We start from the raw sequence: 23,130 nt of genomic DNA, 5'->3' as shown, positions 1-23,130 counted from the left end.
CAGGTTGATGATCAGCAGCCCGACGACCAGCGCGACGCTGCTGACGATCTCGAAGTACAGCAGCGCCAGGCCGCCGGTCTTGCCGACCTTCTTCATGTCTTCCATGCCGGCGATGCCGACGACGACCGTGCAGAAGATGATCGGCGCGATGATCATCTTGATCAGCTTGATGAAGCCGTCGCCGAGCGGCTTCATCGCCTCGCCCGTCTGCGGATAGAAGTGGCCCAGCAGCACGCCGATGACGATCGCCGTGATGACCTGGAAGTACAGCGAGCGGTAGAACGGTTTCTTGATGGGATCGTGGTCCACGGAGGTCTCCTTGACGTTCGTTGTTCGGGCTCAGACGCCAGCGGCGCGCGCCTGCTGGTCGGCGTGATAGCTCGACCGCACCAGCGGTCCGCAGGCTGCGTGGGCAAACCCCATGGCTTTCGCGCGCACCGCGAGCGCGTCGAACTGCTGCGGCTCCACGTAGCGCTGGACCGTGAGGTTGCCGGGCCGGGGTTGCAGATATTGGCCGACGGTCAGCATGTCCACGCCATGTCGGCGCAGGTCGTGCATCACCTCGATCACTTCCGCGTCGGTTTCGCCCAGCCCCAGCATCAGCCCCGATTTGGTCGGCACATCGGGGCAACGCTGCCGGAACGACTGCAGCAGCTTCAGTGAATGGCCGTAGTCCGCACCGGGCCGTGCCTGGCGGTACAGCCGCGGCACGGTCTCGAGGTTGTGGTTCATCACGTCCGGAGGGTCTGCCGCCAAGATGTCGAGCGCCAGTTCGGCGCGGCCGCGAAAGTCCGGCGTCAAGACCTCGATGCGCGTGCCCGGCGACCGCTGTCGGATCGCACGGATGCATGCCGCGAAATGCGCTGCACCACCGTCGCGAAGATCGTCACGGTCGACGCTCGTGATCACCACGTACTTCAGGCCGAGGCGAGCGACCGTGTCGGCGAGGTGCTCCGGCTCGAGCGGATCGGGCGCCGACGGCCGGCCGTGCGCGACATCGCAGAACGGGCAGCGGCGGGTGCAAAGGTCGCCCAGGACCATGAACGTGGCCGTCCCCTTGCCGAAGCACTCGCCGATGTTCGGACACGAGGCTTCTTCACAGACCGTGTGCAATTGGGCTTCACGCAGCACGCGCTTCACCCCGCGAAAGTTCTCGCTGCTTTTCTCGCCGGTCGACAGCTTGATGCGAATCCACGCCGGTTTGGGCAACGCCGGGATCGCCTCGACCTTGATCGGGATGCGCGCGGTCTTGGCGCTGCCGCGCTGCGCCGTGGTGACGACGGACTCGTTCATGATCGAGTCAATCGACGACATGCGCTGCCGCGCGATGCGATGTGGCGTCGACCGCCGCCAGCGCCGTCATGTTGACGATGCGGCGCACGGTGGCCGACGGCGTGAGGATGTGCACCGGGCGAGCCGCGCCCAGCAGGATGCCGCCCACCGTGATTCCGTTGCCGGCGGCGATCCGCAGCAGGTTGTACGAGATGTTGGCGGCATCGACGTTCGGCATCACGAGCACGTTGGCTTCGGTCGTGAGGTTCGAGTCGGGGAACTCGCGGTCCAGAATCGTCTTCGACAAGGCCGCGTCGCCGCGCATCTCGCCGTCCACCGCGAGCATCGGGTCGCGCGCCTTGATCAGGGCCAGCGCCTGGCGCATCTTCACGGCAGAGGCCGCGTCCGATCCACCGAAGCTCGAATGCGAGAGCAGCGCCACGCTCGGCGTCACGCCGAAGCGGCGCACTTCCTCGGCCGCCAGCAGCGCGATTTCCGCGACCTGTTCGGCGCTCGGGTCGCGATTGACATGCGTGTCGCAGATGAACAGCTGGCGCCCGGGCAGCATCAACATCTGCATGGCGGCCAGCGTCTGCGTTCCCTCGCGCAGGCCGATCACGTCGCGCACGTGGCGCAGGTGGTCGCCGTAGCTGCCGAAGGTGCCGCACAGCATCGCGTCCGCGCGCCCCTGCCGCACCAGCATCGCCGCGAGCAGCGTGCAGCGGCTGCGCATCTCGACGCGCGCCACGGCCCGCGAGACGCCTTCGCGGCGCTTGAGCTGGAAGTAGTCGTCCGCGGCGTCGCCATAGACCGCCGGATCGAGCAGGTTGATAAACTCGCAGTCCTTGCCCGGCGCAAGCCGCAGGCCGTACTCGGCAATGCGCTGCGCAATGACCTCGGGCCGGCCGAGCAGCAGCGGCCGCGCCAGGCCTTCGTCCACCACCACCTGGGCCGCGCGCAGCACCCGCTCGTCCTCGCCTTCGGCATAGACGACGCGCCTGGGCGCGCGCTTGGCGGCCTCGAACAGCGGTTGCATGCTGCCGCTCGACTGATAGACGAACTGCGAAAGGCGCTGGCGATACGCCGGCATGTCCGCGATCGGACGGGTCGCCACGCCGCTGTCCATGGCGGCCTGCGCCACCGCCGGCGCCACCACTTCGATCAGGCGCGGATCGAAGGGCTTGGGAATCAGGTAGTCGCGCCCAAAGCGCAGGCCGACCGCGCCATAGGCCTGCGCCACCATTTCGGGAATCTCGGCATGCGCCAGCTCGGCGATGGCGCGCACCGCGGCGAGCTTCATCGCCTCGTTGATGGTCGTCGCGCCGGTGTCCAGGGCACCGCGAAAGATGAACGGGAAGCACAGGACGTTGTTGACCTGGTTCGGGTAGTCGGAGCGACCGGTGCCGATGACTGCGTCGGGCCGCACCGCCAGCGCCTCTTCGGGCGATATTTCGGGCGTCGGGTTGGCCATCGCCAGGATGATGGGATCGCGTGCCATGGTCTTGACCATGTCAGGCTTCAGCACGCCGCCTGCCGACAACCCCAGGAAGACGTCGGCCCCCGGGATGATGTCGCCCAGCGTTCGCGCGCTGGTGTCGCGTGCATAGCGTGACTTGTTGGGGTCCATGCCTTCGGTGCGACCGAGATACACGACACCCTTCGCGTCAGTGACGTAGATGTTCTCCCGCTTCAGACCCAGGCTCACCGCGAGGTCGAGACAGGCGAGCGCCGCGGCGCCCGCGCCCGAAGCCACCAGCTTGACCTCGCCCAGGTTCTTTCCGACGTGCTTGAGCGCGTTGAGGATCGCCGCGGCGGCGACGATCGCGGTACCGTGCTGATCGTCGTGGAAGACCGGGATCTTCATGCGCTCGCGCAAGCGGGTCTCGATGTAGAAGCACTCCGGCGCCTTGATATCCTCGAGGTTGATGCCACCGAACGTGGGCTCCATGCGCGCGATCGTCTCGATCAGGGCATCGGGGTCGTTCTCGGCGAGTTCGATGTCGAACACGTCGATGCCCGCAAACTTCTTGAACAGGCAACCCTTGCCCTCCATCACGGGCTTGGCCGCCAGCGGGCCGATGTCGCCCAGACCCAGCACCGCCGTGCCGTTGGTGATGACCGCCACCAGGTTGCTGCGCGCCGTCAGGTTGCCGGCCTCGCCAGGGTCTTCGAAGATCGCCATGCAGGCGTCTGCGACACCGGGCGAATAGGCCAGCGAAAGGTCGCGCGCCGTGGCCATGGGCTTCGTCGGGGTGACGGAGATCTTTCCCGGCGTCGGGTAGCGGTGGTAGTCGAGCGCGGCTTCGCGCAGCAGCTTGTCGGTCATGCTCGGTCTCCTGGAGTTGTGTCTTGATCGGTCTCAGTGCACCCGGTCGGCGAGCACCGGCTTCGAACCCTCGTGCAACGCGCGCCGGACGCAGGCGAGGAAGGCCTCGGTCCGGTCGGCGTGGACCCAGTGGCCGGCGTCCTCGATGACCTCGACAGCGATCCGCGGGAACATCGGGCGGAACTCGACGCCATCGGATTCGGTCACGTAGTCAGAGTGCTCGCCGGCGATCACCGCGACCCGCCCTGCGAAACGTGCGCCCAGCAGCTCGCTCGGGAAGCCGCACAACTGCGCCATCGAGGCACTGATGCCCATCAGGTTCAGACGCCAGTCGAAGTGATCGTTCCGCACCACCAGGTTCTGCATCAGGAACGGCACCACGGCCGGGTCCGGCACGGCCGGGCCCAGGCGGGCCTGCACCTCTGCGCGCGTGGCGGCGGCCACCACGTTGGCGCCGCGCATTGCCTCGGCAAACGGCGTCAGCGTGTCCGCGTACGACACGGGCGCGATGTCGACGACGATCAGCCGGTCCACGCGCTGCGGGTGGCGCAATGCCAGCGCCATCGCAGTCTTGCCTCCCATGCTGTGGCCGAGCACCGCGGGCCGCTCCAGGCCCAGGCGATCCATCAGCTGCAGCACGTCATCGGCCATCGCGGCATAGTCCATCGAGTCCGCCCACGGCGATGCACCGTGGTTGCGCAGGTCCACGCTATGAACCGTATGGGTCGAGGCCAGGTGCCGTGCAATACCGCGCCAGTTGCTGCTCGATCCGAACAGCCCGTGCAGCACCAGCATCGGGGGGCCGCTCCCGACGGTTTCGAATGCAAGGTTCAATGCCATGTCGAGCGCCTCGCTATTTCTTTTTCTGCGGGGGCAGGTCGGTGCAGTGACCTTCGAAGACCTCCGCGGCCATGCCGATCGATTCGCCGAGCGTCGGATGCGGGTGGATCGTCTTGCCGATGTCGGCGGGCTCGCAGCCCATCTCGACAGCGAGGCAGATTTCGCTGATGAGGTCGCCCGCGTGCGTGCCGACGATGCCGCCGCCGATCACGCGGTGTGTCGCCTCGTCGAAGATCAGCTTCGTGAAACCCTCGTCGCGGCCGTTGGCAATGGCTCGCCCCGAAGCAGCCCACGGGAAGACGGCCTTGCCGATCTTGATGCCCTCGGCCTTGCACTGCTCTTCGGTCTTGCCGGCCCACGCCACTTCGGGGTCGGTGAAGGCCACCGACGGGATCTGGCGCGCATCGAAGAACGCCGCCTCGCCATGCGCCGCCTCGGCCGCGACATGCGCTTCGTGCACCGCCTTGTGGGCCAGCATCGGCTGGCCGACGATGTCGCCGATCGCGAAGATGTGCGGCACGTTGGTGCGCATCTGCTTGTCGACGTTGATGAAGCCGCGGTCGGTGACGGCGACGCCGGCTTTGTCGGCCGCGATGTTCCTGCCGTTCGGGCTGCGCCCCACCGCGACCAGCACCAGGTCGTAGAGCTGCGGCTTGTCGGGGGCCTTCTCGCCTTCGAAGCTGACCTCGATGCCCGCCTTCGTCGCCTTCGCGCCGACGGTCTTGGTCTTAAGCATCACCTTGTCGAAGCGCGTGGCGTTGAATTTCTCCCAGACCTTCACGAGGTCGCGGTCGGCGCCCTGCATCAGCCCGTCGAGCATCTCGACCACGTCGATGCGCGTGCCCAGCGTCGAGTAGACCGTCGCCATCTCCAGCCCGATGATCCCGCCGCCGATCACGAGCATGCGCTTCGGGATGCTCTTCAGCAGCAGCGCGCCGGTCGAGTCGACGACGCGTTCGTCGTCGGGCATGAAGGGCAGCTTCATCGCCTGCGAGCCGGCGGCGATGATGGCCTTGGCGAACTTCACGACCTTCTTGCCGCCATCGGCGCCGACGACCTGGAGGTGGTGCGGATCGAGAAAGCTGCCGACGCCCGTCACGACCTCGACCTTGCGCGCCTTGGCCATGCCGGCCAGGCCGCCGGTGAGCTTCTTGACCACGCCGTCCTTGAAGCCGCGCAATGCGTCGATGTCGACTTCGGGTGCGGCGTACCTGATGCCGTGGTGGCCGAGCAGCTTCACCTCGTCCATCACGCTGGCGGTGTGCAGCAGCGCCTTCGACGGGATGCAGCCGACATTCAGGCACACCCCACCGAGCGTCGGATAGCGTTCGACGAGAACCGTCTTCATGCCGATGTCGGCGCTGCGGAACGCGGCGGAATACCCACCCGGTCCGGCACCGAGGACGAGCATCTCGCACTCGAGGTCGGCCTTGCCGGTGTACTTCGCGGCGTTCGGGATCGCTGCCGCTGGCGCGGCGGCGGGCGCGGCAGATGCGGCCTTCGCGGGTGGTGTTGCAGCGGGCGCCGGCGCAGCCGCGCCCSCCGCCTCCAGCACCAGGATCACCGATCCTTCGCTGACCTTGTCGTTGACCTTGACCCTGATCTCCTTCACGACGCCGGCATGCGAGGACGGAATCTCCATCGAGGCTTTGTCGGACTCGACCATCATCAGCCCGGTGTCGACTGCGATCGTCTCGCCCGGCTTGACCATCAGCTCGATGACAGCGACATCCTTGAAGTCGCCGATGTCGGGCACTTTCACTTCCACAAGATTGGCCATGACCCGGATCCTCAGAACAGCACGCGCCGCATGTCGGCGAGCAGGTTGGCGAACGTGACGTTGAAGCGCGCCGCGGCGGCGCCGTCGATCACGCGGTGGTCCCAGGAGAGCGACAGCGGCAGGGTCAGGCGCGACGACCAGTTCTTGCCATCGGCCGAGTGCTGCTTCCAGTAGCTCTTGCACACACCCATGATCGCGACCTCGGGCGCGTTGATGATGGGCGTGAAGTAGATGCCGCCGATGCCACCGAGCGAGCTGATCGTGAAGGTCCCGCCGGACATCTGATCCGGCTTGAGCTTGCCGTCGCGCGCGAGTTTCGCGAGCTCGCCCATCTCCTTGGTGATCTCGGGAATGGTCTTCTTGTCGCAGTCGCGGATCACCGGAACCATCAGGCCGTTTGGCGTGTCCGCCGCGAAACCGATATGCCAGTAGTTCTTCAGCACCAGGCTGTCGCCTTCGAGGCTGGCGTTGAACTCGGGGAACCTCTTCAGCGTCGCGACGGCCGCCTTCATCATGAAGGGCAGCATGCTGATCTTGACGCCCGACTTCTCCAGCTCCTTGTTCATCTGCACGCGGAACTGCTCGAGGTCGGTGATGTCGGCCTCGTCGTGCGTGGTGACGTGCGGGATCACGACCCAGTTGCGATGCAGATTCGCGGCCGAAATCTTCTTGATGCGCGACAGGTCCTTGCGCTCGACGGGCCCGAACTTGGCGAAGTCGACCTTCGGCCACGGCAGCAGATCGATGCCGCCCACGCCGGAGCCGCCGGCGGTTGCCGCGGCGCTCTTCGCGGCCGGCGCCGGCGCCGCGCCGCCGCCTTTCGCGAAGGACTCGACATCCGCGCGAACGATGCGGCCGTGCTCGCCACTGCCCTTCACTTTGCCGAGATCGACACCCAGCTCGCGCGCCAGCTTGCGCACCGCCGGCCCCGCATAGGCCAGCACGAACGCCGCCTCGTCGACCTGGCCCGCGGCGCCTGCCGAAGCCACCGGTGCCGCGGCGGTGGTCGGCATCGCTGCAGCAGTCGATGTCGGTGTCGCGGCCGGTGCCGCGGTCGCGCTGCCGGTGGCCACCACCATGATCACACTGCCCTCGCCGACCTTGTCGCCGAGCTTGACGCGGATCTCCTGGACCACGCCGCCGAGCGGCGCCGGCACGTCCATCGTCGCCTTGTCGGATTCGAGCGAGATCAACGGGTCCTCGGCCTTCACCGTGTCGCCGACCTTCACGAAGACCTCGATCACCGGCACGTCGCTGAAATCGCCGATGTCGGGCACACGCACCTCGGCCAGCCCGGCCGGCGCACTGACCGGTGACGGCGGCGCGCTGACGCTCGGCTTGACGGCCTCGGCGGGCGCGGCAGCGGCCCCGGCGCCTTCGAACTGCATGATCACGCTGCCTTCGCTGACCTTGTCGCCGACCTTCACGGCAATGCGCTTGACGACGCCGCCGGACGGTGCCGGCACGTCCATCGTCGCCTTGTCGGATTCGAGCGAGAGCAGCGGGTCTTCGGCCTTGACCGTGTCGCCCACCTTCACGAACACCTCGATCACCGGCACGTCGCTGAAGTCGCCGATGTTGGGAACCTTGATGTCGATAACTTGGCTCATGTTCTGGTTCCTGGTCAGACGGTCCACGGCGCGGCGCGCTCGGTTTCCAGGCCGTACTTGGTGATCGCCTCGGCGACGACCGCCGGCTTCACGAGGCCGTCGTCGGCGAGCGCCTTGAGCGCGGCAACCGCGACGTAGTAGCGGTCGACCTCGAAGAAGCGCCGCAGCTTCGCGCGGTAGTCGCTGCGGCCGAAGCCGTCGGTGCCGAGCACCACGTAGCGCCGGCCGGCCGCCTGCACGTACTCGCGCACCTGGTCGGCGTAGTTGCGCATGTAGTCGGTCGACGCGACCACCGGTCCCTCGTGGCCTTCGAGGCAGGACTCGACCCAGCTCTTGCGACGCGCCTCGGTCGGGTGCAGCAGGTTCCAGCGTTCGGTCGCCATGCCGTCGCGGCGAAGTTCGTTGTAGCTGGTGGCGCTCCAGATGTCGGCGGTGACGCCGAAGTCGGACTTCAGCAGCTCAGCTCCGGCCATCACTTCGCGCAGGATGGTGCCGCTGCCCATCAGCTGGACGCGCAGGCCCTTCTTGGCGGCCTTGCCGGCGTCCTTCAGCATGTACAGACCCTTGAGGATCCCCTTCTCCGCGCCCTCGCCTGCCTCCGCCATGCCGGGGTGCGGGTAGTTCTCGTTCATCAGGGTGACGTAGTAGTAGACGTCTTCCTGCTCCTCGTACATCCGCCGCATGCCTTCGCGGATGATGGTGACCACCTCATACGCAAAGGTCGGGTCGTAAGAGACGCAGTTCGGCACGGTGCCGGCCAGGATGTGGCTGTGGCCGTCCTCGTGCTGCAGGCCTTCGCCGTTCAGCGTGGTGCGCCCGGCCGTGCCGCCGAGCAGGAAGCCGCGCGCGCGGATGTCGCCGGCCAACCAGGCCAGGTCACCCACCCGCTGCAGCCCGAACATCGAGTAGTAGATGTAGAACGGGATCATCGGCACGTTGTTCGTGCTGTACGACGTCGCCGCGACGATCCAGCTCGACATCGCGCCGCCTTCGTTGATGCCCTCCTGCAGCACCTGGCCGTCCTTGGACTCGCGGTAGTACATCAGCTGGTCGGCGTCCTGCGGCTTGTAGAGCTGGCCGACCGACGAGTAGATGCCGAGCTGGCGGAACATGCCTTCCATCCCGAAGGTGCGCGATTCATCGGGCACGATCGGCACGATGTGCTTGCCGATCTGCTTGTCGCGCACCAGCGTGCCCAGCATCTGCACGAACGCCATCGTGGTCGAGATCTCGCGCTCGCCCGAGCTGTCGAGCAAGCGCTGGAAGGTCGCGAGCGGCGGGATCGCGAGCGACGCCGACTTGCGCCGGCGCAGCGGCAGGTAGCCGCCGAGAGCCTCGCGCCGAGCGCGAAGGTACTTCATCTCCGGGCCGTCTTCGGGCAGCTTGACGAACGGGATGGTTTCCAGTTCGGCGTCGCTCACGGGAATCTGGAAGCGGTCGCGAAAGCCCCGCAGCGCGTCCAGCGTCATCTTCTTCGCCTGGTGCGCGATCATCTGGCCTTCGCCCGATTCGCCCATGCCGTAGCCCTTGACGGTCTTGGGCAGGATCAGGGTCGGCTGGCCGGTGTGCTTGACGGCCGCCGCGTACGCCGCGAACACTTTCTCGGGGTCGTGGCCGCCACGCGTGAGCCCCCAGATCTCGTCGTCGCTCATGTCGGCGACGAGCGCGCGCGTCTCGTCGTACTTGCCGAAGAAGTGCTCGCGCACGTAGGCGCCGCTCTTGCTCTTGAAGTCCTGGTACTCGCCGTCGACGCACTCCTCCATGCGCTGCAACAGCTTGCCGCTCTTGTCCTTGGCGAGCAGCGCGTCCCAGCCGCTGCCCCACAGCACCTTGATGACGTTCCAGCCCGCGCCGCGGAACACGGACTCGAGCTCCTGAACGATCTTGCCGTTGCCGCGCACCGGGCCGTCGAGGCGCTGCAGGTTGCAGTTGATGACGAAGATCAGGTTGTCCAGGCCCTCGCGGCCGGCGAGCGAGATCGCACCGAGCGACTCGGGCTCGTCCATCTCGCCGTCGCCCATGAAGGCCCAGACCTTGCGCTGCGTGGTCTCGGCCAGGCCACGGCCCTGCAGATACTTCAGGAAGCGCGCCTGGTAAATCGCCATCAGCGGGCCCAGGCCCATCGAGACGGTCGGGAACTGCCAGAACTCGGGCATCAGCCACGGGTGCGGGTACGAGGAGATGCCCTTGCCGCCGGTCTCCTGCCGGTAACCGAGCAGTTGCTCCTCGGTCAGCCGTCCTTCGAGGAAGGCGCGCGCATAGATGCCCGGCGAACTGTGGCCCTGGATGAAGAGCAGGTCGCCGCCATGCCTGTCGTTGGCCGCGTGCCAGAAGTGACCGAAGCCGATGTCGTACAGCGTCGCGGCCGACTGGAAGCTCGCGATGTGCCCGCCGAGTTCGGAGCTTTCCTTGTTGGCGCGCAGGATGATTGCCATTGCGTTCCAGCGGATGATCGAGCGCAGGCGGTGCTCGATCGCGCGGTCGCCGGTCGACTTCTCTTCACGCTCGGGCGCAATGGTGTTGCAGTAGGCGGTCGTCAGCGAGCGCGGAACATAGACGCCATCACGGCGGCCCTGATCGACCAGGCGGTTGAGGAGGAAGTTGGTCCTGTCGCCACCTCGGTGCTGCTGCACCGAGCTCAACGCATCAATCCATTCGCTCGTCTCGATGGGATCGAGATCGCCTGTCGTGCTCATCGATGTCTCCTCTTGTCGTGGTCCTGTATCGCATCAGGCGATGCGACCGGCCCATGGATAGAGCAACCGACATGCCATCGACAACGGCGCGCTCGACATTGCCTAACTGCTTGATTTCTATGGGGTCGGGGTGTGCCCGTCGTGACGGGATCGCCGGTCACCCAGCATCTGGTCCGATGCGGTGTCCGATCCACCGGCGCGCCTCATTCGCGCAAACCCTGAGCCGAATCGAGACTTGCAGTGACTGCGTGATGTGCAAGTGCGCACGAATGACTGACGCGATCCTGCAGCCTCGACAGGTCGGTACGGGTGTATGCCTTGGGGTGCACCCTAGACGAGCAGGTGGCCTTCGAGTGTCTCGCGGCCGAGTGCCTTGAATTCGCCTTGCCGCACACATCGGCCCTGATCCAGCACGAGCACGTCGTCGGCGATGGCCTCGAGGAAGGCGAGGTTCTGTTCCACGACGATGAAGCTTGATCCGGTGGCTTGCCGCTCTCGAATCAGCACCGCCATCCGGTCGATGTTTTCCGGCTGGACGCCCTCGGTGGGCTCGTCGAGCAGGCTCAACGTCGCATCGAGTCCGATCGTTCGGCTGAACGACAGAAGCTTGCGTTCCCCGCCGCTCAGCGAGCCGGCGCGCTGATCGAGTCGCTCCTTCAAGCGCGGAAACTGCGCGAAGCACGCCGCGTAGCGGGCGAGGTCTCGGTGCGGCAGGTGCAGCCACAGATTCTCCGCAACACTCAACTCGCCAAACACCACGTTCTCCTGGGGCGCGTAAGCCAGGCCCCTCGCCACCCGACGGTGCGGCGGGCAGTCGCTCAGATCGCGCCCCTGCCAGGAGATTCGCCCCTGTTGAACGGGCAGGAATCCGGAGAGTGCTCGCAGGAGCGTGGTCTTGCCGACGCCGTTGCGGCCGAGAATGCCCAGTACCCGCTTCGGGCCGACCCGCCCGCTGACGCCGCGCACGACCATCGTGTCGGCGTAGCCGCAGACCACGTCGTCGAAGACGAACTCGGCGCTCACTTGTGCCCCCCTGCATAGACTGCCCGCACCGCCGGGTCGGCTTGCACCGCAGCGAGACTTCCCTGCGACAGCAATCGGCCCTGGTGCAGCACGAAGACCTCGCCACCCAGCGCGGCCACCGCGCTGATGTCGTGTTCGATCAGCAGTGCGGCCGCAGCGGTGCGATGGACCGCAAAGCGGATGACGTCGATCATGTGCTTCGTCTCTGCGGGCGAGAGCCCGGCGCAGGGTTCGTCGAGCAACAGCAGGCTGGGCTCGGGCGACAAGGTCATCACGAGTTCAAGGGCCTGTCGATGCCCCTGCGACAAGCTGCCCGCCTGCGTGTGCAACTGCTCCCGCAGCGCCGGAAAGCGGTCGAGCAGCTCCTGCTGAAGTGCGCTGCGCCAACCGTGCGGCCGACTCCCCAGCCAGCTCGCCCCCGTGACGCGGCGGGCCCACAGCGCGACGCTCAGGTTCTGTTGTACCGACAGCCCCGGGAACACGGAGGGTATCTGCAGCTTGCGGCCGATGCCGCGTCGCGCCACGCGCCATGCGTTGTGGCCGGAAATGTCGTGGCCATCGAACAGGATGCGCCCCGCCAGCACGGGCAGCCGGCCGGTCATGACGTTGAACGCCGATGTCTTTCCCGCGCCGTTCGGGCCGATCACGCTGCGAATGCCGGGCCCGTCGAGTCGCAAGCTCAGACCATCGAGAATCCTGACGCCGCCTTGCCCCGTCGCCACGGCTTCGAGCGCGAGGCTGGGCGTCGTGCCGTCTGCAACCACCTCGTCGAGGATGGCAGGCACCGCGGTGTGGGCAGCGGATTCACCGTGCCGCCAGAGGCTGGCGGCGATTCCGGCGAGACCGCCGGGCATGAACCTCACGACGAGGATGAAGAGAATCCCGACGGCCACCTCCCAGGACGCGAACTGATCGCGCAGCTCCGACGAGGCATAGCCCACCAGTACCGCACCCAGCAAGGCACCGAGCGGGCTCGCCTTGCCACCCACGGCGGCCCAGATGACGAACTCCGTCGACAGGACGAAGCCCATCGCGAGCGGCGTCACGATGCCCTGGTGAAGCGCGAACAGCCCGCCCGCGCCGGCAGCGAGCAGCGCGGAGAAGGCGAAGGCGGTGGCCTTGATCCGATCGGTGGCGTAGCCGAACAGCTGGAGCCGATCCTCGTTCTGCGCCAGGGCGCTCCACACCACACCCAGCGGCTTGGCGAGCACCAGCCCGATGAATGCCGTGCTGGCGGTCGCGCAGGCGGCGATCAGCCAGTACAGCGTGCTGTATCGCTCCAGCCCGGGAAGATCGGGAATGTCGGCCATTCCGTTGAACCCGCCGGTCAGCGAGCTCCATTGCTGCGCGGCGAGAAAGCCGAGCATGGTCATCGCCAGCGTGATCAGCGAGAAGTACGGCCCGGCGCGATGGCTGCGCGCGAACACGAGTCGCGCGACGACGTACGCGAGCGTGGCGGGCAGAAACAGCGCCAGCGGCAGTGCGGCAAACCACAGGCTGTCGACCCGGGCAGCCTTCAGGATCCCGCCAACGAGATAGGCCCCCAGTCCGAAGAACAGTGCGTGACCCAGCGGAAGAAACCCGAGCCGCCCCCAGCACAGTGCGACGCCTTGCGTTGCGATGCCATAGACCAGAAAGAGCGCGATCTGATAGGCGACGAAGTCGTCGCACAGGAAGGGCATCGCCACCAGTGCCGCCGCCAGCAGCAACGGCGCAGCCGCGGGCGAAGCGCCGCGGTGCCGCATGCGCTGCGCCAGCCTCGCCGGAGGTGCCTCAGCGGCGAGCAAAGAGTCCATCGGGTTTGAGCCACAAGAAGAGAATCGACAGAACGAGCACGACGGCATAGCCACTGGTCTGGCCGGCGATGCTGCTGACCAGGGCCTGTGATCCGCCGATCACGCCAACGCCTCCCGCGAAGCCGCCCAAGGTGCCGAGGCCGCCGACGACGAGGACAAAAAAGGCATCGAGAAGGTAGTCGACCCCGATGCCGGGCTCGATGCGTACCAGCGGCGCCAGCAGCACGCCGGCCGCACCGGCGAGCATCACGCCGACCACGAAGGCCTGCGACGCCAGGCGCCGGGTGTCGATGCCCAGACTCTGGGCCAGGACCGGGTTGCTCGTCATCGCCCGCACGCGCAAGCCCGCGGCGCTGCGTCGATACCAGAAGAACAGCGCGATCATCACGAGCACCGCCAGCGCGATCAACGCGAGTCGGTAGGCGGGGTACTGAATGCCGAGCAGCGGCACCGGCGTGCCGAGCTGGCTCTCCACGTTGCGGTAGCCCTTGCCGTAGACGGCCTCGACGAGTTTGCGCATCAGCATCGCGAGCGCCCACGTCGCCAGCAAGGTGTCGAAGGGCCGCTGGTAGAGCGGCCGGATCAGCCACCTTTCGACAACGTAGCCGAGCGCGCCACAGACCAGCATGGCCAGCGGGAACGCGGCGATGAGAGGCCAGCCGAACTGCTGAACGGTGACGACCGAATAGGCGCCGAGCATCACGAACTCCCCGTGCGCCATGTTCATCACGCCGAGCAGCCCGAACACCACCGCCAGCCCCAAGGTCGTCAGGGCCAGCGTCGCCAGTGCGTAGGCGATGTTCAGGCCGTGAAGGAAAGCGCTCGCGTCCATCGCCGACTCACAACTTGCAGGTCTGTCCGGAGCCGACCCGCGCAAACGTCTTGATCACATGGAAGCCATCGCTGCCGACGTCGGCGACGTAGATGTCCTGCTCGACGTGGCGCGCGTGCATCGTCACGACGCCACGCGGGCCGTCGTAGCTCGCCCCTTCGGAGGCAGCGTCCGTCTTCGCTACGTCGAGCGAACCGGCGCGCTTCGCCACGGCTTCCAGCATCAGGAAACCTTCGTAGGTCGACTCCGCCAGACCGTTCAGCGCCGGCGCCTGCGGCCCGAAGCGTTTGAAGTAGGCGTCGGCGAAAGCCTTCGCCGCCGGGGTCGGGATGTTCGCGAAGTAGCCGGCGCTCGAATACAGATTGCGGGCATTGGCCGCGCCGATCCCTGCGAGCGTGTTCTCCTCGAGCAGCGTCCCGAGACGAAGCACCTTGTCCGCGAGGCCGAAGCTCGCAAAGGCCTTGTTGAAGGTGACCGACGCGCCGCCGACCAGCGACACCAGCACGGCGTCGGCCCCGGTGTCGCGGATCCGTGCCAGGCTCGAGTCGAAGTTGTCGGCCGTGAACGGCAGGTATTCGTCACCGACCACCTGGGCGCCGGTCTTCTCGATGTACGCCTTGGCAGCGGCGTTGGTGTTGCGACCCCAGATGTAGTCGTTGCCGATCATGAACCACTTCTTCGGCTTGCGTTCCGCGGCGATCCACGGGATCACCGGCGCGAGTTGCTGCTGCGGCGTCTCGCCATTGACGTAGGTGCCCTTGGCGCACTCGTTGCCTTCGTACACCGGCGTGTAGAAGTACGGCACTTGCGCCTTGAACAGGCCCACGAGCGCACCCCGAACGGCACTGTCGTGCATCCCGATGACGGCCTGTGCGCCCGAGCCCTTCCAGAGCTTGAGGGCCGCCTGCGACGCTTCGGCAGGCGCCAGGCCGGCGTCGCCGAACATCGGCTCCAGCTTGCGGCCGAGGATGCCACCGCGCGCGTTGATCACATCGACCGCGAGCTCCGCACAGGCCTTGGCCGACGGGCCGAAGAGTCCGGCCGGGCCGCTCTGCGGAATCATGACCGCAATCTTGAGTGGCGCGGCGGCGAAGCTGCGCGGCACGGCCGCCAATGCAGCGGTGGCGGCGGTGGAGCGAATGAAGGTGCGACGGTCCATGAGAGCTCTCCTCGGTTTTGTGGGGTGTGGCGGCAGTGAGGGTCAGAACGGCATCGGCGCGCGGGGCGCGCGCGGCAGCACCGCTTCGATCGCAACCGCGATCGAGAGCAGGCGCTGGTCGCTCTCGGCCGGCGCATCCAGTGCGAGCCCGACGGGCAAGCCTGCCGACACGCCCGCCGGAAGACTCACACCGGGGATGCCCGCATTGCTGCCGGGATCGGTGTTGCGGATGAAGGTCGGAAAGGTCGGGCAGTCGCGCCCGTTGAGCCGCACGGTCTCGTCCTCCCCGATGCGACTGGCGGTAAGCGGCGTGGTCGGAAACACCAGCGCCTCGACGCCTGACCGCCCGAACGCGGACGCGTAGATGCCCTGAAGGCGACGGCGCGTCGCCAAGGCGTCTTGATAGGCCGCGTCGCTGACCGCGCCGCCGCTGATCAGCGGCGCCGCGATCGCCGCGACATCGGGGTTTCCGATGCCGGCGACCACTTGTTCGAACGAGACGGTGCGACCCGTCTCGTGCAGGTAGTGCCGCATGTCGCGGACGAACTCGTACAGCGCAATCGGAAACCCGGCCGCGTCGCTGGCCTCCTTGGCGCCGGCCAGGTCGACGTTCACCAGTTCGACACCGGCCGCGCGCAGCGCTTCGAGCGCCGATTCGGCGACGCGGCGGACGCCCGGCTCGAGATCGTCCCAGAAGAGCTCGCGCGGGACACCGAGGCGCAGTCCGCTCAGGCTCACGGTCTGCAGCGCCCAATGCGCCGAGCTCAGCACCTGGTCGATCAGTGCACAGTCCCGGATCGTCCGCGCCAGTGGCCCGGCGGTGTCACGTGTCGCGGAGATTGGCGCGATGCCGTCGCCCGGCACCCGACCGACCGTGGGCCGCAGCCCGGCAACACCGCACAACGCGGCGGGCACGCGCACCGAGCCGCCCGTGTCCGTGCCGATCGCTGCCGGCACCAGGCGCGCCGCCACGGCGGCGCCGGAGCCTCCGCTGCTGCCGCCCGGGATTCGCATGGCGTCCCAGGGGTTGCGCACGGGGCCGGTGACGCGGTTGTTGGTGGTGATTCCGAACGCCAGTTCGTGCATGTTCAGCTTGCCCGCGATCAACGCACCGGCATCCCGCAGCCGACGCACCACTTCGGAATCCTGTGCGGGACAGCCATCGCGCAGCGCCCCGGTACCGACGCCGCAGGGGAACCCGACCGCGTCGATGTTGTCCTTCAGCGCGATCGGAATCCCCAGCAGCGGAAGCCGCTCGCCGGCCGCAATGCGGGCGTCTGCCTGCCGCGCTTGCGCCCTCAGGCCCGGCGCATCGAACGAGGCGTAGACGTTGAGGGCGCTTGACACCTCCGTCCGAGCGATGAACTGCTCCACCAACGCGAGGCTCGTCAGCGCGCGGCTCTGCAGCAGTTCTCGAAGTTCAACAACACTCAGATCGGTTGGTTCCATTGGCGTGCCCCGGAGATTGACGTCAGGGTAAGAAGCCGCGGCACGCCTGACACCTATCAGGATGGATAGGGGTGTCACCGATTCGCGCGATGACGCCCGTCGATAGCATCGAAGCGCTTCGTGCACGCTCCTTGCTTCCCTTCCACCCCATGTACCTGTCCACATCCCAGACGCGAGCGCTCGGCGAAGTCATGCGCTTGCTGGCGGACGCCACCGACTCGGACCTGCTCCGCGATCAGCTGGCGCTGCCGATGCTCGACCTGTTGGGGGCCGACACCTATGTGTCGATGGTCTGGAACGGCGAGTCGCATCGTTTCGAGCGCATGAAGGCGCTGAACATGTCGACGGCGAATCTGCAATCCTGGGACCAGCACTTCCGCTTCATCGATCCGCTGACGTTTCCGATGATGGAACGCCGGCGCCCGACGGTCGCGACGCAGATTCTTTGCCAGCACGACCTGGCCCGAACCGAGTTCTTCAACGACTTCCTGCAGCGCGATCGCATGCATTGGGGCGTGAACGTCTACTTCTACGACAAGGATGCCTGCGTCGGCGACTTCCGCATCTGGCGGCGACGCGAGCGCGGCAATTTCGAGAGCAACGAACTCGAGGCGCTGCGTCTCGTCGAGCCGGCGATCACCGCGGCGCTCGCACGCCTGCATTGGCAGCAGCACTGCATGCCGGCGCCCGTCGTGTCCGAGCGCGCCGAGGCGCAGTTGCAGCGTCTGGCCCGGCTCAGCCAGCGTGAGGCGGAAGTCGCCTGGCTGGTGAGCTGCGGGTGTCCGGACAAGCAGATCGCACGTCAGCTGAACGTCGGGCATCCCACCGTCCGGTTCCACCTCACCAACGTGTTTCGCAAGCTCCAGACCGACAACCGCGCGGCGCTTGCGGCGCGCGTCCAGTCGCTGATGGACGCGCAAACCGGTCGTGAGTCCTGATCACGGCGTTGCGCTGAGCGATGCGGCTCGCTATGACAGAAGCGCCGGTTGCGCATGCGCCGGGTCGGGCGTGGCGGCGGCCGTCGCTTCGCGATGCGCCTCGATGCGCTCGGCCAGGTACAGCGCATCGCGCGCCACACCGGAGAAGCGCCCCGATCCCCAGGTGTGGAGCCAAGGCAGGCCGAGGAAGTACAGGCCTTCCTGACGCGTCACGCCGCGCACATGCTGCGGGTGGCCGCGGCCATTGAACACCGGGGCATCGAGCCAGGCGAAATCGGGCGAGAAGCCGATGCACCAGATCACCGACGAGATGCCGGAGGCGCTCAGATCGAGCTCGCCGCGCTCGGCGGCCGGCGCCCACACCGGCACATAAGGCTGCCCCGGCGGAGCATCGAGGCCGCGCTCGGCGATGTACTTGTCGATGCTCGCGTTGATGCCGTTGTAGGTGCGGTCGGCACTGTCGAGCACGGCCGTCAGGTTCGGCTCGAACTTCAGCGTACCGGCACTCTCGACGTCGGTGAGTGCGCCGTAGAGCTGCATGCCTTCGAGCGCGAACTTGCGCAGGTCGATGTCGCGTCCGCCATCGCGGCCGGTGACGTAATGGTTGGTGTTGTCACGCACGCCCTCGCGCAACGGGTGCTCGTGCACCGACATGTCGTAGTAGCCCATGTCGGCGAGCCAGTCGACCACGTCCTTGCCTCGGTAGAAGCGCGCGCAGCGCGGCGCAGCGCCGATCGCCAGCACCACCTGACGGCCCTCCAGGTGCAGGTCCTCGGCGATCTGCGCGCCCGATTGGCCGGCACCGACCACCAGCACCGCACCCTTCGGCAGCGAGGCCGCATTGCGGTACTGCTCGGAATGCAGCTGCAGCAGATGGCGCGGCAACCGCTCGGCCATGCGCGGGATGATCGGCAGGTGGTAGCCGCCGGACGCGACCACGACCTGGTCGGCAGTGAACCCGCCGTCGGAGGTCTCGATCGCGAAACCGCCCTGCCCGCGCGGCGCCACGCGCCGCACCGCCACGCCCTCGCGCAGCGGCGCGTTCGCCGCGGCCTTGAAGTCGTCGAGGTAGTCGAGGATCTCGTCCTTCTTCATGAAGCCGTGCGGCTCGCCGCCGCGGTACTCGTGACCCGGCAGGCGGCACTGCCAGTTCGGCGTGACGAGGCAGAAGTTGTCCCAGCGCTGATGGCGCCAGACATGCATCGCGCGGTGCTTCTCGAACACCACGTGATCGATGCTGCGCTCGGTCAGGTAGTGCGAGAGGGACAGGCCGGCCTGGCCGCCGCCGACGATCGCGACGCTGTGGTGAGGTGTGGTGGGCACGATGTCGTTCACTCCTGGAAGGCCAGCATCTCGACGCGCGCGTCCGCGTCGCCGGCAAAGCGCTCGGCCTGCGTCTCGATCGTCGCGAGCTGATCCGACGCGCGCGAGCAGGCGTAGCCGAACTTCGCCGCGACGCGGTCCGACGCGATCTGGGTCGCCTCGCGCACGCGCTGCAGGAATTCCGGCAACGCGTAGCTCGCGCCGACCTCGAAGTAGTCCTGGATCACCAGCGACGGCGAATAGCAGGTCGACTCGCTGGCGTCGGGCCAGCGCAGTTGGTAGTGCATGGCGGGCATCAGTGTTCCTCGACAAGTTGCGAAAGTCGGTAGAGCGCCTCGTGGCGCTCGGCGCTGTGCGCCCAGGCAAAGCGGCGGCAGACAGCCGGCGGCTCGCGCAAGCGGCCCTGCGCCACCGCGCGCTGCAGTGCATCGGCGATCGATGTGCTGGCCAGCGGATCGGCCCACTGCACATCGCCTTCTGCGAAGTGCTCGGTGAACGGCGCGATGCGCGACACGACCGCCGGCGTGCCGCAGGCCAGCGCTTCGAGCGCGGCGAGGCCGAAACCCTCGAGCAGCGACGGCATCGCCAGCACGTCGGCGATGCGGTAGAGCGCCGGCACGTCGGCATCGGGCAGCGGGCCGGTCAGCACGATCGCCTCGCCGCGGCCGATGACCAAGCCTGCCGCGGCCGCCTCGGCGCGAAAGGCCGTCGCCTCGCCGCTGTGGTCGAGCAGGCTCGCGCCGCCGGCCACCACGAGCTGTGCGCGCGGCAACCGGTGTCGCAGATGCAGCAACGCCTGCAGCAGCCGACGCGTGTTCTTGCGCGCCTCGATGCCGCCGACCGTCAGCACCACGGGTCGACCGCGGCCGATGCCGTGGCGTCGTGCGAGCTGCAGATCGCGTGGGTCGGGGCGGGGCATGTAGCGGCTCAGGTCGACGCCGTTCGGCACTTGCACCGCCTCGACGGCGTACTCGTCGTGCAGACGCCGGCACCACAGCGCACTGACGCACAGCACGCGCGCGGCCGCGCGGATCGAGCGCTCTTCCCAGGCCTGCACACGCGCATCGCCATAGCGGTCGACGTGGTGCACGGTGCGCAGGTAGCCGTCGATCGCACCTTGCTGCACGAGGTCGGCGAGTGCATTGGCGCCGATGCCGTCGTGCGCATGCAGGATGTCGAAGCGCTCGCGCTGCAGCAGCGCCGCGAGATGCACGCGCAGCGCGTCGATGCGCCGCCGCACGGTCTCGGCCAGGTCGGCTCCCGCGGGCGGTGCGGGCGCCAGTTCGACCCGGCACGGCGTCTCGCGGAAGAACCCCTGCCCCGGCGCGGCCGGCGCGATCAGCGTCACCGTGTGCCCGAGCGCCATCAGCGTGCGGCCGAGCTCGAGCACGTGCACGACACCGCCGCGCGGGTTGGTCGAATGGGTCAACAGCGCGATGTTCATCGGCCGCCGCCCTCGCCGGCGGTGATGAAGGGCTCGGCCGCGATGTCCCACAGCAGCGCCTCGCCACCGCGGTGCTGCAAGGTCACCTGCGGCTGCGCGAGCACCTCGCCGATCACCGCGCAGCCGATCTCGCGCGCACGAAAGCGCGCCAGCACCGCATCGACATGCTGCGGCCGCACGCTGAGCACGAAGCCGTAGCTCGGGAACGAAGTCAGCCAGCGCAGCAGCGCGACCTCGTCGCCGGGATCGAGCGCATCGGGCCGGGGGATCGCATCGACGTCGACGCGCGCACCGGCCTTCGAGCACTCGAGCAGCATCAGCGCGGTGCCGAGCGCGCCGGCCATGCTGATGTCTTTGGCCGCGTCGCACAGGCCGTCCTCGGCGAGCGAGGGCAGCACTTCGAGGTCGTTCCGCAAACGTTCCGGCGGCGCTTCGGTCGAGCAGTTCCAGTACGGATACGGCTCCTGCCACGCGCCCCGCAGGTCGATTGCCATCAGCAGCGCATCGCCCGGCCGCGCGTCGAAGCTGGTGAGGAGCTTGCGCGCGCGCCCGACGATCGCCACCGCGAGCTGGCCGCGCACGCTTTGGTAGTTGCTGTGGCCGCCGACGATCGGCACGCCATAGCGCCGCGACGCTTCTGCCAGGCCTTCGAGCAGCGGCGCGGCGGCTTGCGCGCCGGCACTCCACAGCGCATCGACGACTGCCAGCGGCCGCCCGCCCATCGCATAGATGTCGCTGACATTGACCATCACGCCGCAGTAGCCGGCGAACCACGGCATGCGCTCGACGAACTCGTCGACGAAGCCTTCGATCGCGAACAGCAGGTGGTGGCCATCGCGGTCGGGAATCGCGGCGCAGTCGTCGCCGACCGCGATGTCGGCCGGCAGCGTCGGCCCGAGTTGCCGCATCACCGAAGCGATGTCGCGCTTGTGCGCGAAGCCGCGACTGGCGCGCAGCGCATTGCACAGGGCCTGTGCGTTCACGCCGCCACCCCTGTGGAGCGCGTGACGAACCCGGCGTACGGCGCGTCGCACGGCGCGTAGCGCGCCAGATCGGCGCGCATCAGGTCGTGCGGCCGGCCGTGCAAGGTCTCGCGCTGCAGCGACTGCCAATGCAGGCGCGCGAACATCGCCGCGTTCTGGCTCTGCACATGCGCGAGGAACTCGCGGCAGCCGCGCGCATGCGCGCTGCTCACGGCCAGGCGGATCAAGGTCGCACCGATGCGGCCATGGTGGCGGAACGCTGCATGCACCGCGAGCCGCGAGCCCCACCAGCGGCCGGTCGACTCCTCATGGACGCGCACCGTGCCGACCACCGCATCGGGCGCGCCGCCCACGCACGACAGCGCGACGAGGAGCTGCGCGTGTTCGTCGATCGCATCGCGGTCGTCGTCGAGGAAGATGCCTTGCTCGGCGCAGAACACCGCGCGGCGCAGCGCCAGCGCCTGCTCGCGCTCCCAGTTCGTCGCGGCCCACTTCACGCGGAACTCGCAAGGCACGAAGCGGGACGGCTCGTCGAGCTCCTCATGTTGCGCAGCGCCCAGGGTGTCGAGCAGGCAGTTCATGGTCAGCTCTCGTACTGCGACAGCGACGAGCACGCGCCGCACTTGCCGCAGCCGGCCTTGATGTCGACGGAGCGAAGCCCGGCCAGCGCGACCATCGCGCCGAGCGGTTCGAGCACGGACTTCATCCACCCGGCCTCGGGCGCCGGATGGTCCTCGAGCGGCGTGCCGGCGATCGGCACGAACGGCACGACGAACGGATACACGCCGAGCGCGACGAGCCGCTCGCACATCGCGAGGATCTCTTCGCGGGTATCGCCAAGGCCAGCGAGCAGGTAGGTGCTGACCTGGCCGCGCCCGAACACCCTCACTGCAGCCTCGAAGGCCGACAGATAGCGCGCGATCGGCACCGTGGCCTTGCCCGGCATGATGCGTTCACGCAGCGCCGGGTTGACGACCTCTAGGTGCATCCCGAGCGTGTCGATGCCGGCGGCGTGCATGCGCTCGAACCAGCGGTCGTCGCCGGGCGGCTCGCACTGGCCCTGCAGCGGCAGGTCCACCGCGGCCTTGATCGCGAAGGCACTGTCGGCCAGCACCGCGGCGCCGCGATCGTCGCCGGGCGGGGTGCCGGTCGTCATCACCATGTGCTTCACGCCGTCGAGCAGCACCGCCATGCGCGCGACCTCGGCGAGCTGCTGCGGTGTCTTGTGTGCGACGGTGCGCCCGGCCGCCAGCGACTGGCCGATCGCGCAGAACTTGCAGGCCTTCTTGCGGCTCTCGTAGCGGATGCAGGTCTGCAGCACCGTGGTGGCGAGCACATCGGCGCCGTGCAAGGTCGCGATGTGCGAGTACGGCACGCCGTCCAGTGTCTGCAGCGCATAGAAGCGCGGCTGCTTCGGGAACTCGATGCGCGCGATCGGGATCGCGCCGCGCTTCAGCGCGCTGCGGCCGTCGGCGCCGGGCGCCTCGGCGACGAAGGGCGAAGCCCAGGCGCTCGAGGTGTGCACCGGCACCATGATCGTGTGGCCGTCGATCGTGACCGCCTTGTGGTCGGAGGGCCCGGCACCGCCGCGCCGGCTGGCGGCGCCGGCGCTCGGGTCGACCAGGCGCAGCCCGAAGGTCTGGAGCTCGGTCATCAGCT

Annotated in this window: 19 protein-coding genes; 1 reads left to right on the top strand and 18 read right to left on the bottom strand. The window is 67.9% G+C overall.

Annotated features, from left to right (window positions below; all coding sequences use genetic code 11):
• From AC1DTW_RS22000 to iaaH, 12 genes are all read right to left on the bottom strand, one after another.
• Positions 1-309, bottom strand: a 309-nt coding sequence (locus tag AC1DTW_RS22000) for a cation:dicarboxylate symporter family transporter (RefSeq protein WP_477983525.1), incomplete at its 3' end; no start/stop codon positions are given.
• A gap of 30 nt (positions 310-339) precedes the next feature.
• Positions 340-1,314 (bottom strand): lipoyl synthase, encoded by a 975-nt coding sequence (lipA, locus tag AC1DTW_RS21995; RefSeq protein ID WP_477983524.1) that lies wholly within the window; start codon positions 1,312-1,314, stop codon positions 340-342.
• The gene (locus AC1DTW_RS21990; protein ID WP_477983523.1) at positions 1,301-3,598 is read right to left on the bottom strand and encodes an NADP-dependent malic enzyme; all 2,298 of its coding nucleotides are present in this window, start codon (positions 3,596-3,598) and stop codon (positions 1,301-1,303) included. Before AC1DTW_RS21990 ends, lipA begins: the two co-directional genes overlap by 14 nt.
• A gap of 33 nt (positions 3,599-3,631) precedes the next feature.
• Positions 3,632-4,393: an alpha/beta fold hydrolase gene (locus tag AC1DTW_RS21985; protein WP_477983522.1), complete on the bottom strand. Its 762-nt coding sequence runs from the start codon at positions 4,391-4,393 to the stop codon at positions 3,632-3,634.
• A 58-nt stretch (positions 4,394-4,451) separates the two neighbouring features.
• Positions 4,452-6,218: a dihydrolipoyl dehydrogenase gene (gene lpdA / locus AC1DTW_RS21980; protein ID WP_477983521.1), complete on the bottom strand. Its 1,767-nt coding sequence runs from the start codon at positions 6,216-6,218 to the stop codon at positions 4,452-4,454.
• A gap of 11 nt (positions 6,219-6,229) precedes the next feature.
• Positions 6,230-7,828: a dihydrolipoyllysine-residue acetyltransferase gene (gene aceF / locus AC1DTW_RS21975; protein WP_477983520.1), complete on the bottom strand. Its 1,599-nt coding sequence runs from the start codon at positions 7,826-7,828 to the stop codon at positions 6,230-6,232.
• Between the two features lie 14 nt (positions 7,829-7,842).
• Positions 7,843-10,524, bottom strand: coding sequence for a pyruvate dehydrogenase (acetyl-transferring), homodimeric type (aceE, locus tag AC1DTW_RS21970; RefSeq protein ID WP_477983519.1), 2,682 nt, complete (start codon positions 10,522-10,524; stop codon positions 7,843-7,845).
• Positions 10,525-10,854: 330 nt separating this feature from the next.
• Entirely contained in the window at positions 10,855-11,547 is a 693-nt protein-coding gene (locus tag AC1DTW_RS21965) for an ABC transporter ATP-binding protein (RefSeq protein ID WP_477983518.1), read from the bottom strand.
• Complete coding sequence (locus AC1DTW_RS21960; protein ID WP_477983517.1) at positions 11,544-13,343, bottom strand: branched-chain amino acid ABC transporter ATP-binding protein/permease; 1,800 nt, start codon at positions 13,341-13,343, stop codon at positions 11,544-11,546. Before AC1DTW_RS21960 ends, AC1DTW_RS21965 begins: the two co-directional genes overlap by 4 nt.
• A complete protein-coding gene (locus tag AC1DTW_RS21955) occupies positions 13,321-14,175 on the bottom strand; it encodes a branched-chain amino acid ABC transporter permease (RefSeq protein WP_477983516.1) in 855 nt (284 codons plus the stop codon). Before AC1DTW_RS21955 ends, AC1DTW_RS21960 begins: the two co-directional genes overlap by 23 nt.
• A 7-nt stretch (positions 14,176-14,182) precedes the next feature.
• Positions 14,183-15,334 carry a substrate-binding domain-containing protein gene (locus AC1DTW_RS21950; RefSeq protein ID WP_477983515.1) on the bottom strand — a complete coding sequence of 384 codons (1,152 nt, stop codon included), beginning with the start codon at positions 15,332-15,334 and terminating at the stop codon, positions 14,183-14,185.
• Positions 15,335-15,376: 42 nt separating this feature from the next.
• A complete protein-coding gene (gene iaaH, locus AC1DTW_RS21945) occupies positions 15,377-16,783 on the bottom strand; it encodes an indoleacetamide hydrolase (RefSeq protein ID WP_477983514.1) in 1,407 nt (468 codons plus the stop codon).
• Positions 16,784-16,974: 191 nt separating this feature from the next.
• Between iaaH and AC1DTW_RS21940 the strand changes: the two genes are divergently transcribed.
• Positions 16,975-17,721 (top strand): helix-turn-helix transcriptional regulator, encoded by a 747-nt coding sequence (locus AC1DTW_RS21940; protein ID WP_477983513.1) that lies wholly within the window; start codon positions 16,975-16,977, stop codon positions 17,719-17,721.
• 30 nt (positions 17,722-17,751) lie between these two features.
• On the opposite strand, the gene AC1DTW_RS21935 is transcribed toward AC1DTW_RS21940, so the two are convergent.
• Genes AC1DTW_RS21935 through AC1DTW_RS21910 form a run of 6 tightly spaced genes read right to left on the bottom strand, consistent with a single transcriptional unit; the run spans position 17,752 to position 23,125 of the window.
• Entirely contained in the window at positions 17,752-19,044 is a 1,293-nt protein-coding gene (locus tag AC1DTW_RS21935; RefSeq protein WP_477983512.1) for an MSMEG_0569 family flavin-dependent oxidoreductase, read from the bottom strand.
• Positions 19,045-19,052: 8 nt separating this feature from the next.
• Complete coding sequence (locus tag AC1DTW_RS21930; protein ID WP_477983511.1) at positions 19,053-19,340, bottom strand: MSMEG_0570 family nitrogen starvation response protein; 288 nt, start codon at positions 19,338-19,340, stop codon at positions 19,053-19,055.
• Positions 19,340-20,488 carry an MSMEG_0565 family glycosyltransferase gene (locus AC1DTW_RS21925; protein WP_477983510.1) on the bottom strand — a complete coding sequence of 383 codons (1,149 nt, stop codon included), beginning with the start codon at positions 20,486-20,488 and terminating at the stop codon, positions 19,340-19,342. Before AC1DTW_RS21925 ends, AC1DTW_RS21930 begins: the two co-directional genes overlap by 1 nt.
• On the bottom strand, positions 20,485-21,471 hold the full coding sequence (locus AC1DTW_RS21920) for a sll0787 family AIR synthase-like protein (protein ID WP_477983509.1): 987 nt from the start codon (positions 21,469-21,471) through the stop codon (positions 20,485-20,487). Before AC1DTW_RS21920 ends, AC1DTW_RS21925 begins: the two co-directional genes overlap by 4 nt.
• Positions 21,468-22,052: an MSMEG_0567/Sll0786 family nitrogen starvation N-acetyltransferase gene (locus AC1DTW_RS21915; protein WP_477983508.1), complete on the bottom strand. Its 585-nt coding sequence runs from the start codon at positions 22,050-22,052 to the stop codon at positions 21,468-21,470. The genes AC1DTW_RS21920 and AC1DTW_RS21915 overlap by 4 nt, the downstream gene beginning before the upstream one ends.
• Positions 22,053-22,054: 2 nt before the next feature.
• Positions 22,055-23,125 carry an MSMEG_0568 family radical SAM protein gene (locus AC1DTW_RS21910; RefSeq protein WP_477983527.1) on the bottom strand — a complete coding sequence of 357 codons (1,071 nt, stop codon included), beginning with the start codon at positions 23,123-23,125 and terminating at the stop codon, positions 22,055-22,057.
• Between the last annotated feature and the right edge of the window lie 5 nt (positions 23,126-23,130).

The organism is Rhizobacter sp. P5_A1, assembly GCF_056400745.1.
The sequence above is the reverse complement of the archived record's forward strand: the minus strand, read 5'-3'. Positions and strand labels throughout refer to the sequence as shown.